Origin of the sequence: Streptomyces sp. NBC_01224 (assembly GCF_036002945.1) — a bacterium.
GTDB lineage: Bacteria > Actinomycetota > Actinomycetes > Streptomycetales > Streptomycetaceae > Streptomyces.
In genome coordinates this window covers 6,577,103-6,593,830 of the sequence record NZ_CP108529.1, presented here as the reverse complement: position 1 = coordinate 6,593,830, position 16,728 = coordinate 6,577,103, and the positions used below count along the sequence as shown (strand labels likewise).

Sequence of the window (16,728 nt, the reverse complement as noted above, 5' to 3'; positions counted from 1 at the left end):
TTTCGTAAGGAGCAACTGAAACCATGTCGGTTTCCGTAACCCTTCCGGCGCTCGGCGAGAGCGTCACCGAGGGCACTGTCACCCGCTGGCTGAAGGCCGAGGGCGAGCGCGTCGAGGCCGACGAGCCGTTGCTCGAGGTTTCGACCGACAAGGTCGACACCGAGATCCCGGCTCCCGCAGCCGGCATCCTCGCCGCCATCAAGGTCGCCGAGGACGAGACCGTCGAGGTCGGCGCCGAGCTGGCCGTCATCGACGACGGCACGGGCGCGCCCGCTGCCGCCGCGGCCCCGGCCGCCGAGCCCGCGGCCGCCCCGGCCCCGGCACCGGTCGCCGAGGCCCCCGCTGCCGCTGCTCCGGCCCCCGTGGCCGCTGCTCCGGTCGCGGCCGCACCGGCCGGTGGCGCCGTCGGCACCGACGTCACCCTCCCGGCGCTCGGCGAGAGCGTCACCGAGGGCACCGTCACCCGCTGGCTGAAGGAGGTCGGCGAGGAGGTCACGGAGGACGAGCCCCTCCTTGAGGTCTCCACGGACAAGGTCGACACCGAGATCCCGGCCCCGGTTTCCGGTGTGCTGCTGGAGATCGTCGTCGCCGAGGACGAGACCGCCGAGGTCGGCGCCAAGCTCGCCGTCATCGGTGCCGCCGGTGCCGCTCCGGCGGCTGCCCCGGCCCCGGCCGCTCCGGCGCCCGTCGCCGCCCCGGTCCCGGCTCCGGCCGCCGCTGCCCCCGCACCGGCGCCGGTCGCTCCGGCCGCCCCCGCGCCGGCTCCGGCACCGGTGGCCCCCGCCGCCCCGGTCGCCGCCCCGGTCGCCGCCCCGGTCGCCGCTCCGGCACCGGTGACCCCGGCTGCTCCGGCTCCGGCGCCCGTGGCCGCTCCGGCACCGGTCGCCCCGGCGGCTCCGGTCGACGAGGGCGCGTACGTCACGCCGCTGGTCCGCAAGCTCGCCGCCGAGAACGGCGTCGACCTGGGCGCGGTCAAGGGCACCGGCGTCGGTGGCCGTATCCGCAAGCAGGACGTCGTCGCCGCCGCGGAGGCCGCCAGGGCCGCCGCCGCTGCTCCGGCCCCCATCGCGGCTGCCCCGGCGGCCGCGAAGGCGCCGAAGCTCGAGGTCTCCCCGCTGCGCGGTCAGACGGTCAAGATGACCCGCATGCGCAAGGTCATCGGCGACAACATGATGAAGGCGCTGCACTCGCAGGCCCAGCTGACCTCGGTCGTCGAGGTCGACATCACGAAGCTGATGAAGCTGCGCAACCAGGCGAAGGCCGCGTTCGCCGCCCGTGAGGGCGTCAAGCTGTCCCCGATGCCGTTCTTCGTGAAGGCGGCGGCCCAGGCGCTGAAGGCCCACCCGGTCATCAACGCCCGGATCAACGAGGACGAGGGCACCATCACGTACTTCGACTCGGAGAACATCGGCATCGCCGTGGACGCCGAGAAGGGTCTGATGACCCCGGTCATCAAGGGCGCGGGCGACCTGAACATCGCCGGTATCTCGAAGAAGACCGCCGAGCTGGCCGGGAAGGCCCGCGGTGGCGGCCTGACGCCGGACGACATGTCCGGCGCCACCTTCACCATCAGCAACACCGGCTCGCGCGGTGCGCTGTTCGACACCGTCATCGTGCCCCCGAACCAGGCAGCCATCCTGGGCATCGGTGCCACGGTCCGCCGCCCGGTGGTCATCAACCACCCGGACCTCGGCGAGACGATCGCGGTGCGGGACATGACGTACCTCTCGCTCTCCTACGACCACCGTCTGGTGGACGGCGCGGACGCCGCCCGTTACCTGACCGCGGTCAAGGCGATCCTGGAGGCCGGTGAGTTCGAGGTCGAGCTCGGCCTCTGAGCACCACCGTTGTAACCAGCCTCACCAGCGGCGCCCCCGTCCGGATCACTTCCGGGCGGGGGCGCCGCCGTATTGTCTAGGGACCACCGGTCGCACCGGCAGCCGTGAGGGCGCAGCCGGCACCGGTTTGCCCGGAAGGAGCTCCTCATGACCCCGCCCGTCGTCCACTCGCTGCGCGAACAGATCCGCGAGCACATCGTGGACGGGATCGTCAGCGGGCGCTGGAAACCGGGTGAGCGCATCGTGGAGCGCCGGATCGCCACCGAGCTGGAGGTCAGCCAGACGCCCGTGCGCGAGGCGCTGCGGGAGCTGGAGACGCTCCGGCTGATCGAGTCGGCCCCCAACAAGGGCGTACGGGTCCGCAATCTCACCGCGGCCGATCTGGAGGAGAGCTATCCGGTACGGGCCGGTCTGGAGCAGATCGCGGCCGAGCTGGCGGCTCCGGTCCTCGGCGAGGACTGCTCGCGCCTCGCGCCGCATGTGACGGCGCTCTACGAGGCGGACCGGCTGGCCGACGGTGAGGCGCAGGTGCGGCACACCGTGGGGTTCCACCGCGAGATGGTGCGGGCCGCCGGGAACGCCGTGCTGCTGCACACCTGGGAGGGGCTGGGCATCGAGGTGTTCACCGCCCTGTCGATCCGGTGGCTGGGCACGGTCCAGAAGTCGTACGCGGAGGAGCACGAGGCACTCATCGAGGCGTTCCTGCGGAAGGACCCGGACATCGGTGTGCTGGTCAAGGCGCATGTGCTCGGCTGCGCACCGCGCGCCTGAGGGGCGTACCCATCTGTCGTGGGGGGGCGCTCGCCTGTGCAGATGAGCGCCCCTTATATGCATTAAATCCCGTCACTCCGTGCCCCGTTTCACGGCACCGAATGCCAATTTCTTCATATCGAGAAGTTTTTCCCTTCATCCTTTGATCGATCATCGATCGGCGACTTACAGTTCACTCCGCGGGCCCACCGGCCCCATCGCCCTGTCCTGCCAGTCAGGGCCTTTCTCCACCCCCCTCCACTCCGGAAGGCGGCGATCATGACCGACCCCGTAGGAAAGCTTCCGAGCGAGCTCGACCAGCTCCCGGACCGTGACCCCGAGGAGACCGCCGAATGGGCGGCCTCCCTGGATGCCGTCACCAAGGCCGCGGGCCCGCACCGCGCCGCGTACCTGATGCGCCGCTCGCTCCAGCACGCCGAGGGAGCCGGTCTCGCGCTGCCCAAGCTGCTGGAGACCGATTACGTCAACTCCATCCCGACCGCCGCCGAGCCCGCGTTCGACGGCGACCTGGAGATGGAGTCCAAGATCACCGCCTGGAACCGCTGGAACGCGGCCGCGATGGTCACCCGCGGCGCCCGGTACGGCGTCGGCGGCCACATCGCCACCTTCGCCTCGGCGGCCTGGCTGTACGAGACCGGCTTCAACCACTTCTTCCGCGGCAAGGAGGGGGACGGCTCCGGCGACCAGCTCTACATCCAGGGCCACGCCTCCCCCGGCATCTACGCCCGCGCCTTCCTCGACGGCCGGCTCAGCGAGCAGCAGCTCGACAACTTCCGCCAGGAGGCGGGCGGCGACGGTCTGCCGTCCTACCCGCACCCGCGGCGGCTGCCCTGGCTGTGGGAGTTCCCCACCGTGTCGATGGGCCTCGGCCCGCTCTCGGCCATCTACCAGGCGCGCTTCAACCGCTACCTGGCCAACCGCAGCATCAAGGACACGTCGAACTCTCACGTCTGGGCCTTCCTCGGCGACGGCGAGATGGACGAGCCCGAGGCGACCGCCGCCCTCGCCCTCGCGGCCCGTGAGCGGCTCGACAACCTGACCTTCGTCATCAACTGCAACCTGCAGCGTCTCGACGGTCCGGTCCGCGCCAACTTCCGCGTGGTCCAGGAGCTGGAGGGCGCGTTCCGCGGCGCCGGCTGGAACGTCATCAAGACGCTCTGGGGCAGCGCCTGGGACGAGCTGTTCCGGCTGGACACCACCGGTGCGCTGGTCCGCCGACTCCGTGAGGTCCCGGACGCGCAGTTCCAGACGTACGCCACCCGCGACGTCGCGTACATCCGTGAGCACTTCTTCGGCGCCGACCCCGCGCTCGCCGAGCTGGCGAAGCTGTTCAGCGACGCGAAGATCGGCGAGTGTTTCTACACCTCCCGCGGTGGTCACGAGGCCCGCAAGGTCTACGCGGCGTACCGCGCGGCTCTTGAGCACAAGGGCGCGCCGACCGTGATCCTCGCTCAGACGGTGAAGGGCTACACGCTCGGCAAGGGCTTCGAGTCCAAGAACGCCAACCACCAGATGAAGAAGCTGTCCGTCGACGAGTTCAAGGACATGCGCGAGCTGCTCGGACTCCCGATCCCCGACAGCGCCTTCACGGACGGGCTGGTGCCCTACGGCCACCCCGGCGCCGACTCCCCCGAGGTCCGTTACCTCCAGGAGCGCCGCGCCGAGCTCGGCGGCCCCGCCCCGGCCCGCCGGGTGCACGCGGTGGCGCTGCCCGAGCCGGAGGAGCGGGCGTTCGCCGCGCTCAAGAAGGGGTCCGGCAAGCAGGAGATGGCCACCACCATGGCGTTCGTGCGCCTGGTCAAGGACCTGATGCGGGACAAGGAGACCGGCAGGCGCTGGGTGCCGATCGTCCCGGACGAGGCCCGTACCTTCGGTATGGAGTCGCTGTTCCCCTCGGCCGGCATCTACTCCCCGCTGGGCCAGACGTACGAGCCGGTCGACCGCGACCAGCTGATGTACTACAAGGAGGCCAAGGACGGCCAGATCCTCAACGAGGGGATCACCGAGGCCGGGGCCATGGCCGACTTCATCGCCGCGTCGACGTCGTACGCGACACACGGCGAGACGATGATTCCCTTCTACATCTTCTACTCGATGTTCGGCTGGCAGCGGACCGGCGACCAGATGTGGCAGCTCGCCGACCAGCTCGGCAAGGGCTTCATCGTCGGCGCCACGGCCGGCCGGACGACGCTGACCGGCGAGGGCCTCCAGCACGCGGACGGCCATTCGCACCTGATCGCGTCCACGAACCCCGCGTCGCTCAACTACGACCCGGCGTTCGCGTACGAGATCGCAGTGATCGTCAAGGACGGTCTGCGCCGGATGTACGGCCCCGAGGCCGAGAACGTCTTCTACTACCTGACGGTCTACAACGAGCCGAAGCCGCAGCCCGCGATGCCGGAAGGCGTCGAGGAGGGCATCGTCAAGGGCCTGTACCGCTTCAAGGAGGGCACGCCCGCGACGCCGGACGCGCCGCGCGTCCAGCTGCTGGCCTCCGGTACGGCGATCCACTGGGTCCTGAAGGCGCAGGAGCTGCTGGCCGCGGACTGGGGTGTGACGGCCGACGTCTGGTCCGCCACCTCGTGGGGCGAGCTGCGCCGTGAGGCGCTGGAGTGCGACGAGGCGCTGCTCCGCGGTGAGCAGCGGGTGCCGTACGTGACCCAGGCGCTGGAGGGCGCACCGGGTCCGGTCCTCGCGGTCAGCGACTGGATGCGGCAGGTCCCGGACCAGATCAGCCAGTGGGTGGAGCAGGACTGGTCCTCGCTCGGCACGGACGGCTTCGGGCTCTCCGACACCCGTGATGCGGCCCGCCGCCACTTCGGCGTCGACGCCCGGTCGATCACGGTCGCGGCCCTGGCCCAGCTTGCCCGCCGCGGCGAGGTGACCGCGTCCGCGGTCAAGGAGGCCCGGGAGCGGTACGGGCTCTGACGCGTGAAGGCGGCCGGGTGCGCCCGGCTGCCGCCTCGCCCCCGGTCGGGCGGAGGCTCTGTCCTCGATCGCCGGACGGACTTGACTTTCAAGCCCGTCCGGCGATCGAGGACATCTTCGAGCCCGGCCGGCGATCGAGGCCACCCCCGGGCCTGTGGGCCACAACCCGCACACCGCGGCCACAATGGCCGCATGCGTGCTGCCCGTCTCATCAAAATGGTGCTGCTCCTGCAGTCCCGCCCCGCCATGACCGCCGCCGAGCTCGCCCAGGAGCTCGAGGTGTCCGAACGGACCGTCACCCGGGACGCGCAGGCACTCTCCGAAGCGGGCGTCCCGGTGTACGCGGACCGGGGCCGGGCCGGGGGCTACCGGCTGGTCGGCGGCTACCGCACGCGCCTCACCGGACTCGCCCGTAACGAGGCCGAGGCGCTCTTCCTCTCCGGGCTGCCGTCCGCCCTGCGCGAGATGGGCCTGGAGGACGCCGCGTCCGCCGCCAGACTCAAGGTGTCGGCGGCCCTGCTGCCGTCCCTGCGCGACGCCTCGGACAGTGCCGCCCAGCGCTTCCACCTGGACGCTCCCGGCTGGTATCAGGAGCCGGTCACCCCCGAACTGCTGCCCGCCGTCGCCGAGGCGGTCTGGGGCGACCGGATCGTCCACGCCCGCTACCGCCGCAGCGGCCGGGACGACGAGGTGGAGCGGGAGCTGGCCCCGTACGGACTCGTCCTGAAGGCCGGGGTCTGGTATCTCTGTGCCCGCGTGACGGACGACTTCCGGGTGTACCGGATCGACCGGTTCTCGGCCGTCGCGGTGTCGGACGAACTGTTCGAACGCGACGAGCAGTTCGATCTTCCTGGCTTCTGGGACGAGCGGGCCGCCCAGTTCGCCCGCTCGCTCCTGCGTACCGAGGTGACGGTACGGGTGACGGAGGAGGGTGTACGCCGACTGCCGTACGCCATGGACCGTTCGGCGGTCCACGACGCGCTGGACGCGGCCGGCCCGCCCGACGCACAGGGACAGCTCACCGTCACCCTGCCGGTCGAGTCCCTCGATGTCGCGTACAGCCAACTGATGGCCCTGGGGCCGGAGTCGGAGGTCCTCGAACCGGCCGCTCTGCGGGCGCGTTTCACCGCTGCCGCCGAACGCCTGCGCAACCTCTATCGCTGAAGGCTTCTTTTCGCCGCGTCCGCGTGCGTCGCCCGCCGTCAAGGCCGATGCTTGTCCCGTGATGGACGAGACGGAGTTCTGGGAGATCATCGACAGCACCCGCGAGGCCGCCGAGGGCGACCCCGAGGACCAGGCCGATCTGCTCGTCGAACGGCTGGTGCGGCTCGATCCCGAGGCCGTGCTGGATTTCGCCAGGCACTTCGAGGCCCGTTACAACCGCGCCTACCGCTGGGAGCTGTGGGGCGCCGCCGCCGTACTGCTCGGCGGCGCGAGCGACGACGCCTTCGACTTCTTCCGCTGCTGGCTGATCGGGCAGGGCCGGGAGATCTTCGAGGGTGCTGTGCACGATCCGGACAGCCTCGCCGATCTCCTCGACGACTTCGACGAGGAGATCGACGGGGACGCCGAGGATCTCGGCTATGCCGCCGACGAGGCGTACGAGCAGCTCACCGGCGTGGTCACCCCGGACCTCGGGCTGCCGCCCCAGGCCTCCGAGCCGGAGGGCACCCCCTTCGGTTTCGAGGACGACGCGGCGCTGGCCGAACGCTTCCCCCTGCTCTGGGAGCGGTTCGGCTCCGGCTGAACGCGCCCTGGGCCCTGCCGCCCCGTCAGAAGTGGGTTCCGCCGTCGATCCGGATCTCCGTACCCGTGATGAACGCCCCGTCCTGCGATCCGAGCATCGCGACGACGCCCGCGACGGTGTCCGGGCTGGCGAAGCCCTCCCCGAGCGCCGGAGACAGCTTCATGAAGAGCGACATGTCGGCATCGGCGGGCAGCCCCGGGCCGTTGCCGCTGGTCATGTCGGAGGAGATCGAGCCGGGCGCGACGGCGACGACCCGCAGCCCCTGCTTGCTGTACTCGCTCGCCAGCGCGTGCGTCATCGACTGGACGCCGCCCTTGCTCGCCGCGTACGCCGACATGTAGGGGTGCGCGAAGCTCGCCGAGGTGGAGGAGAAGTTCACGACGACCGGCTTGTCGCCTGCCAGCAGGGCCGGTATCGCCTCACGGATCATCAGGAACGTCCCCGTGAGGTTGACCGCGAGAATCTTGTTGAAGAACTCCAGCGACGTCTTGTGCGTGTGCTCGGAGCGCAGAATTCCGGCCGCGTTGACCAGTACGTCGAGGCCCCCGAGGGTGGCTACGGCGGAGGCGACGCCCGCCTGGACGGCCGCCTCGTCCGAGATGTCGAGGACGAGGGTGGTGAGACGGTCGGCGGTGCCGTTCGCCACGGCCGTCGCGTACGTGGCCTGCAGCCCGGCCTCGTCGACATCGGCCGCGACGACGCGGCCTCCCTCGGCGAGGACACGGTGGACGGTGGCCTGGCCGATGCCGGAGCCACCACCGGTGATGAGTGCGCGGCGGCCTTCGTAGCGGTTCATGTCTGTTCTCTCCCGGTCCCGGTGACTGCTGTCCCGAAGCTGTCTCGATACTTCCTCGATCGATGTTCACCGTACGCCCAAGTGGCACGTTTTGCCATCACGTCATTTCGTGCACACCTCTCCCCTGCCGGGGTAATCTCCTGGGAATGAGCACCGAGCCGAGTCAGCCGTCCCTCACCGAACGCCGTAAGGCCGCAACCCAGCTGGACATCGCGCGCGCCGCCGCCGCGCTCTTCGCCGAGCGCGGACCCGAAGGCACCACGGCGGAGGACATCGCCCATCGGGCGGGCGTCGCACTGCGTACCTTCTACCGGTACTTCCGCTCCAAGCAGGACGCGGTGGGCCCACTGCTCACCGGTGGCGCCGAGCGCTGGCGGGCGCTGTTGGAGGCGGCCGAGCCGGGGGAGTCGCTCGCCGGGGTGCTGGAGCAGGCGGTCACCGAGGCGCTCCGGGGGCCGGGCGCGGACGCCGCCGACCAGCTCGGCTGGACGCGTGGGCTGCTGCGGGCGGCGGTGGACGACCCGGCGTTGCGTGCCGTCTGGTACCGGGTCAATCAGGATTCGGAGGAACGACTGCTGCCGGTGCTGACCCGGCTGGCGGGCGAGGGGGCGGACCCGCTGGAGGTCCGGCTCGCCGCAGCCGCCGCCACGGACGCCGTACGCATCGCGCTGGAAGCCTGGGCGGAGACGGACGCGCCGACGAGCGGGCCCGGCTCACCTTCCGATCTGGCGGTGCGCTGCCTCCACGAACTCATGGGCGGCATGCGGCTGTTCAAGGGCTGAGCGGGAAACAAGCGGTCACGGCGCCAGCGAGCGGCCCATCATGACGTCGTCGACGTAACGCCCGCCCAGGAAGAACTCGCCGGGCAGCACACCCTCGACGACGAACCCCTCCGACTCGTACAGGGCCCGCGCGGGCGCGTTGTGCCCAAGCACCCGCAGCGTCATCCGGTTCGCCCCGTCACTCCGCGCCACCGCGAACGCCGCCCGCAGCAGGGCCCTGGCGACACCGCCGCCGCGCGCCCAGTCGGCCACGGCGAGACCCTGTATCTGGCGCACATGCGTGTTGCAGGCCAGCGGGGTCGGCGCGACGACCCGGATGTAGCCGGCGATGCGTATCTCACCCGCCGGATCCTCCGCCTCGGCCACGAGGAAGTCCTCGGGCTTGTGGCGGTCGTCGAAGAACGGTGCGTACGGGGGCTGCGGCCTCGGTGTCACGGCGTGCAGCGTCGACCAGGTGGCGCGGTCGAGTTCACCGAGAGCGGCTTCGTCGGAGAGGACGACGGGGCGGACGGGGCGAACCGGGTGTGTGTGGATCACGGACATGCGCGCCACAGTGCCACGGCCCGCCCGGTCGCGTCATCGCATATCCGCCGGGCGCTCGGCGACCGGGATGTCGCCCTACAACTGCTGTTCGAGTGATTCGGGCGTGATGAGTGATACGGGCGAGGCACCACCTACGCCGCTGCGGCAGGATGGGGCCATGGTGTACTCCCGTATCGCTGTCACCGGATCCACCGGACTCATCGGAGCCGCGCTGGTGCGCTCGCTGCGGGCCGACGGGCACGAGGTCGTGCGCCTGGTCCGGCACCCGGCGCGTGCCGGGGACGAGGTCGAGTGGGACCCGAAGCGGGGTTACGTCGACGGGGCGGGCCTGGTCGGCTGCGACGCCGTCGTCCACCTCGCCGGCGCCGGGGTCGGCGACCACCGCTGGACGGAGGAGTACAAGCGGGAGATCCGGGACAGCCGGGTGCTGGGCACAGCGGCGATCGCCGAGGCGGTGGCCTCCCTCGGTGTACCGCCGAAGGTGCTGCTGTGCGGGTCGGCCATCGGCTACTACGGCGACACCGGGGACCGCGCGGTCGACGAGAGCGCGCCGCACGGCACGGGCTTCCTGCCGTCCGTCTGTGTGGACTGGGAGGCTGCCGCGGCCCCGGCGGAAGCGGCCGGCATCCGGACGGTGTACGCGCGCACGGGTCTGGTCGTCGCCCGGGAGGGCGGGGCCTGGGGGCGGCTGTTCCCGCTGTTCCGGGCGGGGCTCGGCGGGCGGCTCGGCAGCGGGCGCCAGTACTGGAGCTTCATCGCGCTGCACGACCACATCGCGGCCCTGCGGCACCTCCTCGACACGCAGTCGCTGTCCGGACCGGTGAACCTGACCGGACCCGACCCCGTGACCAACGGCGAGGTGACAGCCGCAATGGGGCGCGTGCTGCGCCGTCCGACGCTGTTCACCGTCCCGGCACCCGCGCTCCGGATCGCCCTCGGGGACTTCGCAGAGGACGTGCTGGGCAGCCAACGGGTGCTGCCCGCACGGCTGCTGGACTCGGGGTTCACCTTCGCCTTCCCCGGCATCGACGGCGCCATTCGCGCCGCGCTGCGCTGACCACGAACGGTCGAATCACACGGATGTGCGACCCCGTGCAACGGTGCCCCGGGCCGCGCGCGACTGTGCCCGAACCGGACCCCTCCTAGCCTCGTGGCGAACTCGGGCATTCCGGGGGCCTGTTGGGGGCAAGAGCCTCCCAGCAGTTGCGCCGACTCGGGGAGGGCACGTGCTCAGCACGGCACACCACGCGGACGTCGTCATCATCGGTGCCGGGATCGCCGGCCTGTCAGCAGCCCATCAATTGACCAGTGCAGGGGTCAGCGTCAGCGTTCTGGAGGCCGGCCCACGGGTCGGCGGCCGGATGACCACCGAGGAGGTGGACGGATTCCGGCTCGACCGCATCGGCCCGCTTCTCAGCACCTCGTATCCGGAACTGCGCACGATGCCAGGCCTCGAAGGGCTCGTGCTGCGGAACTTCGCACCAGGGGTCCTCGTCCACAGCGAGGGCCGCCAGTACCGGACCGGCGACGTGCGGCACACACGGAGCGCACGGGGCGCACTCAAGGCGGCACGCGCCCTGGCGAGCGCCCCCCGCCAGCCGATGGGCGGGCCGATCGACCAGGCCCGGCTCGGCGCCGCCCTGGCCCGGCTCGCCACCACCCCGGCGTCCCGCATCCTGGCCCGGCCGGAACAGACCGCGCTCGCCGCCCTGTCCAGCCGCGGCCTGCCGTCCCGTACGGTCAACGGCTTTCTGCGCCCACTGCTCACCGCGCTGCTCAGCGACCCCGGGCTCACCACATCGAGCCGCTGCGCCGATCTCGCCCTGCGCGGCTACGCGCGCGGCCGGCTGTGCGTACCGTCCGGCGGCTCGGCCACGCTGCCCGAGCTGCTGGCGGCGGCCCTGCCGCCCGGCACCGTGCGGACCGGTGTCCATGTCGCCGCCGCCGACATCACCTCCGTACGCACCAAGGAACACGGTGAACTGGGCTGCCGTTCGCTGCTGCTGGCCACCGGCGCGAGCGCCGCGGCCGAGCTGCTCCCCGGTCTGCGGGTGCCGGCCTTCCATCCGGTGACGGTCCTGCACCACACCGCCCCCGCTCCCCCGCCGACCGGTGCCTCACTGCTGCTGGACGCCGACCGCTCGGGCCCGGTCGCCCACACCTGCGTGATGAGCGAGGTCGACCCCTCGCGCGCCCCGCACGGCCGGACCCTGATCACGTCGACGGTGCTCGGCACCCCGCCGCCCGACCTCGACCGGTCGGTCCGCGCCCATCTCGCGGCGCTGTACGGCACTCCCACGGACGACTGGGAGCTCCTCTGCGCCCACCACGCCCCGGAGGCGGTCCCCGCCATGCCACCCCCGCACGATCTGCGCCGCCCGGTCCGGCTGCTCGCCGGGCTGTATGTGTGCGGCGACCACCGGGACACGAGCACGGTGCAGGGCGCCCTGTTCTCGGGCCGCCGCGCGGCGCACGCCATCCTCGGCGATCTGGGCATCCGGCCCGGCCACCTGGAGGCGGAGCTGCGCGAAGCGGCCTGAGTCCGCCCGCGCGCATCCTGCCCCGGTCAGGCCGATCCCAACCCCCAACACCCTTACAGATCGGATCTCTCGCCCCACCTCCCGTTTCCGGGAGTGGTCCACACCACTCCCGCAAACACCCTTGTCGTGCAGTACATCTACCGCTACGGTCCTGGCAAAACCGGACTTCAGGAGACCGTAGTGCGCCGAGTCATGCCCGTTGCGCCACTCCTCGCAGCTCTAGTCATCGGATCTATCTCTCCCGTCGCGGTGGCAAACGAGCCCCCGGACGAACCCGCGTCGAGCACAAGCGCCGCAACGGCCGCCCCAGGGCCTCCCGTTGTTCCCAGACCGACCCAGTGGACCGGCCTCGGCGGCCACACACAGCTGTCGGCGAAGACCCGCATCCTGGTGGACCCCCGGTCCCGGTCCAGGACCGCACTCCCAGCCGGACGGGCCGAACTCCCGGGCCCCGCGAGCCAGTCCGTGCAGGAGCTGGCCAAGCAGTTGCGTACGGAGGTGGCCCAGGTCAGCGGGGTCACCCCGACCGTCAGCAGCGACATCCGGCACGCGCGGACCGGCGACATCGTGCTGACGCTCACCGAGCACGGGGCACTGGGCGCGGAGGGCTACCGGTTCGAGAGCACGGACGCCGTCCGCATCGAAGCCGCCTCCACCCACGGCCTGTTCTACGGGACGCGTACGCTCCTGCAGCTGCTGCGCACCGCCCCCGGTCACCTGACCGTGCCGAAGGCCCGCTCCACCGACCGTCCCGCCCAGCCGGTCCGGATGACCATGCTCGACGCGGGCCGCAAGTACTGGCAGCCGGAGTACCTGGAGAAGCTGGTCCGCCGGATGGCCGACCAGAAGCTCAACACCCTGTTCCTGCAGTTCTCCGACTCCGAGGGCTTCCGCCTCTTCAGCCCGGAGTTCCCCGGACTCGCGGACCCCGCGCACAGCTACGACCGCGCGGACATCGAGCGGCTGAAGCGCGTCGCCGCCCGCTATCACGTGCAGGTGATGCCCGGTATAGACGTGCCCGGACACGCGACCGTGATCACCGACGCCTTCGGGATCGGCTTCGGCGACGGCCCCGACCCGTGCACCCAGGCCCACACCCACTCGCACCTGACACCGAACTGGATGGTCGACATCACCAGCGAGAAGGCGGTCGCGACGACCCGTCGGATCGTGGACGAGTTCGTCGGCTGGTTCGACGCCCCGCTGTTCAGCATCGGCGCCGACGAGCTGCCCGGCCAGCTCGCCAACTGCCCCCGCGTCAAGAACCATCTCGCCGCCGATCCGGACACCAGCACCCTCGGTGACCTGCTGAACGGCTACATCAACACCCTCGACGACGTCGTCGCCGGGCACGGCAAGCGCACCGCGATCTACAACGGCTCCGAACACCTCGCCGCGCCCCAGCAGCAGGTCCACGCGCCTGTGGTCTTCCTGACCTGGGAGGGGACCGGCACCGAGCCCGTCATCCCCGGCCACGACGAGATCGCCATCGGACCGTTCTACGACACGCCGAACAACTATCACCACTTGTACCCCGACGAGGCGTGGATGTACGACTCCTGGGTGCCCAGCACCGCGCCGGATCTCCTTGGATCCGGTCTGATGAACTGGGCCGACTACAACTTCTGGGCCGACGACGGCTACTTCGAGCAGCAGATGGCCACCGGCCGCGCGATCATGGCGGACCGCTCCTGGAACGCCTCCGCCACCCCGGACACCGTGCAGGACTTCCGGGCGCTGGTCGCCCGGCTCGGCGATCCGCCCGGCCTGCGGCCCGACCCGGTGACACCCCGGGTCGACGACGGCCGCCCGAGCCACCACTGGACCTTCGACCAGGCGTCGTACCCGAGCGGCTGGACGTGGGCCGGCAGCCCCGGCAACACGATCTTCGCCGAGGACACCGCGGGGAACCTGCCCGGCACCTCGTACATCATCAACAACCCCACTCCGGTCCCGGACGGGGTACGCGGCCAGGCCTGGCGCTTCGACAGTGACCGCGACGGGGTGGGCTTCGGCGGCCTCGACCTGGCCGAACCGTGGACCGTCTCCGGCTGGGTCAGGACGACCGGCAGGACCAGTGACCAAGTGCTGCTCAGCTCGAAGGCCGGCGCGCTCAAACTCCAGCAGCGGGGCACCGGCAAGGTCGGCTTCACCGGCAACGGCACGGCCGACCACAGCTTCGACTACACCCTGCCGCTGAACCAGTGGGTCCAGCTGACCTGGGTCACCGAGCCGGGCCGCACCACCCTGTACGCGAACGGCGAGCGCGTCGGCACGGTCGACGCGTCCATTGCGCTCCCGCTGCGCTCGATCGGCACCGAGAAGGCCGGGCTGCGCGGAGATCTCGACGAAGTCACCACCTGGGACGAGGCGTTGAGCCCCGAACAGGTCCGGGCCGACTACGCGCACTACGACCGCTGACCGGAAGGAACCCGCAGTGACCCGCACCCATGCCCGTCCCCGTACCAGACTCGTGGCAGCGACGGCCCTGGCGGCCCTCGCCGGCCTCCTGACCACCCCGGCCTCCGCCGCGCCCGAACCCCCGGCGAAGGACTACGAGCCGACGGTGGAGTCCCTGGACAGCCACCCCACGCCGACATGGTTCAACGACGACAAGTTCGGCATCTTCATCCACTGGGGCGCCTATTCGGTGCCCGCCTGGGGCCCGCGCGGCAGCTACGCCGAGTGGTACTGGAACTACATGAACAGCAAGGGCAGCGCCACCAACACCCATCAGAAGGACACCTACGGCACGGCCGCGAACTACGACGACTTCATCGGCCAGTGGAAGGCCGAGAAGTACGACCCGGACGCCTGGGTGAAGCTGTTCAAGGACGCCGGCGCCAAATACTTCGTGCTGACCTCCAAGCACCATGAAGGCGTCGCACTGTTCGACAGCAAGGTCAGTGGCCGCGACACCGTGGACCTCGGCCCGAAGCGCGACCTGGCGGGCGACCTGTTCAAGGCGGCACGCAAGGACACCAAGGGCGGGCAGCTGAAGGCGGGCTTCTACTACTCGTTGTACGAGTGGTACAACCCGTCGTACACCGGCAGCCCGGTCCGCAACCCGTACACCGGCGCCGAAGTCCCGTACACCGGCGCCCCGTCGGTCAAGGACTACGTCGGCGACTACATGGTGCCGCAACTGAACGAGCTGGTCGATCAGTACGATCCCGACATCATCTGGTGCGACGGGCAGTGGGACAAACCCGCCTCGTACTGGAAGACCGCGCCCGTCATCGCCGACTACTACAACCGCGCGAAGAACCGGGCGCACCCGAAGGAAGTCGCGGTCGCCAACCGCTGCAAGATCGAGACCGGTGCGCTGGACAGCAAGGAACTCGACTTCCAGACACCCGAGTACACGGTCAAGCCGGACATCGACCCGAACAAGTGGGAGGCGAGCCGGGGCATCGCACACTCCTACGGCTACAACCAGAACGAGCCGGAGGAGGACCACCTCACCTCCGACCAGCTGATCGACTCGCTCACCGACATCGTCAGCAAGAACGGCAACCTGCTGCTCGACATCGGCCCGCGTGCCGACGGCACCATCCCCGAGATCCAGCAGCAGCGACTGCTCGACATCGGCGCCTGGCTGAAGATCAACGGCGAGGCGATCTACGGGACGACCTACTGGCACCACGCCGAGGAGCCGTCCAGCGACGACAAGATCCGCTACACGGTGAAGGACGGCACGCTGTACGCGACCGCTCTGGAGTGGCCCGGCGCCGAACTCACCCTCGGTGCCGACACGCCGGTCGCCGCCGACTCCCGTATCACTCTGCTCGGTTCGGACGGCAGCGCACTGCCCTGGCACAAGGACTCCGCAGGCCGCGTGATCGTCGAGACGCCGAAGAACGGGGCGTCGGCCACCAGGAGTACGAGCGCGTACGTCTTCAAGGTCACCACCCCGGGCGTGAACACCCTCGTCCGCACGAGGACCGAACTGCCGAAGGAGCTCAACCCCGGACGCACCGCCGACGGCACGCTGACCCTCACCAACACCGCCCGCAAGCGCGCGTCCGGGACCAGGATCGGGCTGTCCGGACCCGAGGGCTGGACCGTCACCCCGTCGGCCACCCGGGTGAACCCGCTGGCGCCGGGCGCGGACGCGAAGGTCCCGTTCACCCTGACGCCGCCCGCTTCCGCGGCCCCCGGTACGTACACACTGGACATCACCCTGCGCCACGGCCGTCTCACGACCACCACGGCGGTCAAGGTCACGGTGGCCCCGGAGAACCTCGCCCGGAACAAGGCGGCCACCCAGAAGAGCACCGCGTGGGACGCCCCTGCCTCCCGCGCCGTCGACGGGAACACCGACGGCTCCTTCGGGTCGGGCTCGGTGACCCACACCGCGGAACCCTCGTCGCAGGCATGGTGGCAGGTCGACCTGGGCGCCTCGAAGTCACTGTCCGCAGTCGACATCTGGAACCGCACCGACTGCTGCTCCGACCGGCTCAAGGACTTCTGGGTCCTGACCTCGGACACCCCGATCACGGCCGACGGACTCGATGACGCACGGACCGCACCCGGCGTGACGGCGGTGCATGTCACCGGCCAGGCCGGACGGCCGTCCACCGTGCAGCTCCCGGCGGGCACCTCCGGCAGGTACGTCCGCGTGCAGCTGGCGTCCGGCACCAACCCGCTGTCGCTGGCGGAGGTCGAGGTGCGCGGGCACTGAGAGAGTCCCGCCGAACGGATGGTGGCCCGGACCGATCGCTCCCGGTCCGGGCCACCACCCGTGCCGCCGCGCGGAAGAGTCACGCGGAGGAGTCACCCG

The 16,728-nt window shown here is 70.9% G+C and carries 12 protein-coding genes; 10 read left to right on the top strand and 2 right to left on the bottom strand.

Features of this window, described 5'->3' with window-relative positions; genetic code table 11:
• The first annotated feature begins 23 nt into the window (after positions 1-23).
• The 5 genes from sucB (at position 24) to OG609_RS29630 (ending at position 7,284) form a co-directional block, all read left to right on the top strand.
• Entirely contained in the window at positions 24-1,838 is a 1,815-nt protein-coding gene (gene sucB / locus OG609_RS29650) for a 2-oxoglutarate dehydrogenase, E2 component, dihydrolipoamide succinyltransferase (RefSeq protein WP_327275637.1), read from the top strand.
• A 147-nt stretch (positions 1,839-1,985) separates the two neighbouring features.
• On the top strand, positions 1,986-2,609 hold the full coding sequence (locus OG609_RS29645) for a GntR family transcriptional regulator (protein ID WP_093895367.1): 624 nt from the start codon (positions 1,986-1,988) through the stop codon (positions 2,607-2,609).
• 258 nt (positions 2,610-2,867) lie between these two features.
• On the top strand, positions 2,868-5,537 hold the full coding sequence (gene aceE / locus OG609_RS29640) for a pyruvate dehydrogenase (acetyl-transferring), homodimeric type (RefSeq protein ID WP_327275636.1): 2,670 nt from the start codon (positions 2,868-2,870) through the stop codon (positions 5,535-5,537).
• A gap of 192 nt (positions 5,538-5,729) precedes the next feature.
• Positions 5,730-6,701 carry a helix-turn-helix transcriptional regulator gene (locus OG609_RS29635; protein WP_327275635.1) on the top strand — a complete coding sequence of 324 codons (972 nt, stop codon included), beginning with the start codon at positions 5,730-5,732 and terminating at the stop codon, positions 6,699-6,701.
• Positions 6,702-6,762: 61 nt separating this feature from the next.
• Positions 6,763-7,284, top strand: coding sequence for a DUF4240 domain-containing protein (locus OG609_RS29630; RefSeq protein ID WP_327278225.1), 522 nt, complete (start codon positions 6,763-6,765; stop codon positions 7,282-7,284).
• Positions 7,285-7,309: 25 nt separating this feature from the next.
• Here OG609_RS29630 and OG609_RS29625 read toward each other — a convergent pair whose 3' ends face one another.
• On the bottom strand, positions 7,310-8,080 hold the full coding sequence (locus tag OG609_RS29625) for an SDR family NAD(P)-dependent oxidoreductase (RefSeq protein ID WP_327275634.1): 771 nt from the start codon (positions 8,078-8,080) through the stop codon (positions 7,310-7,312).
• 146 nt (positions 8,081-8,226) lie between these two features.
• Here OG609_RS29625 and OG609_RS29620 point away from each other — a divergent pair, with 146 nt between their 5' ends.
• Positions 8,227-8,862 carry a TetR/AcrR family transcriptional regulator gene (locus OG609_RS29620; RefSeq protein ID WP_327275633.1) on the top strand — a complete coding sequence of 212 codons (636 nt, stop codon included), beginning with the start codon at positions 8,227-8,229 and terminating at the stop codon, positions 8,860-8,862.
• Between the two features lie 15 nt (positions 8,863-8,877).
• Here OG609_RS29620 and OG609_RS29615 read toward each other — a convergent pair whose 3' ends face one another.
• Entirely contained in the window at positions 8,878-9,405 is a 528-nt protein-coding gene (locus OG609_RS29615) for a GNAT family N-acetyltransferase (protein WP_327275632.1), read from the bottom strand.
• 157 nt (positions 9,406-9,562) lie between these two features.
• On the opposite strand from OG609_RS29615, the gene OG609_RS29610 reads away from it, so the two are divergent.
• The 4 genes from OG609_RS29610 (at position 9,563) to OG609_RS29595 (ending at position 16,629) form a co-directional block, all read left to right on the top strand.
• A complete protein-coding gene (locus OG609_RS29610; protein WP_327275631.1) occupies positions 9,563-10,462 on the top strand; it encodes a TIGR01777 family oxidoreductase in 900 nt (299 codons plus the stop codon).
• A gap of 169 nt (positions 10,463-10,631) precedes the next feature.
• Entirely contained in the window at positions 10,632-11,945 is a 1,314-nt protein-coding gene (locus tag OG609_RS29605; RefSeq protein WP_327275630.1) for an NAD(P)/FAD-dependent oxidoreductase, read from the top strand.
• A 249-nt stretch (positions 11,946-12,194) separates the two neighbouring features.
• Positions 12,195-14,366 (top strand): family 20 glycosylhydrolase, encoded by a 2,172-nt coding sequence (locus OG609_RS29600; protein WP_327275629.1) that lies wholly within the window; start codon positions 12,195-12,197, stop codon positions 14,364-14,366.
• A gap of 16 nt (positions 14,367-14,382) precedes the next feature.
• Positions 14,383-16,629: an alpha-L-fucosidase gene (locus tag OG609_RS29595; protein ID WP_327275628.1), complete on the top strand. Its 2,247-nt coding sequence runs from the start codon at positions 14,383-14,385 to the stop codon at positions 16,627-16,629.
• Positions 16,630-16,728 lie beyond the last annotated feature (99 nt).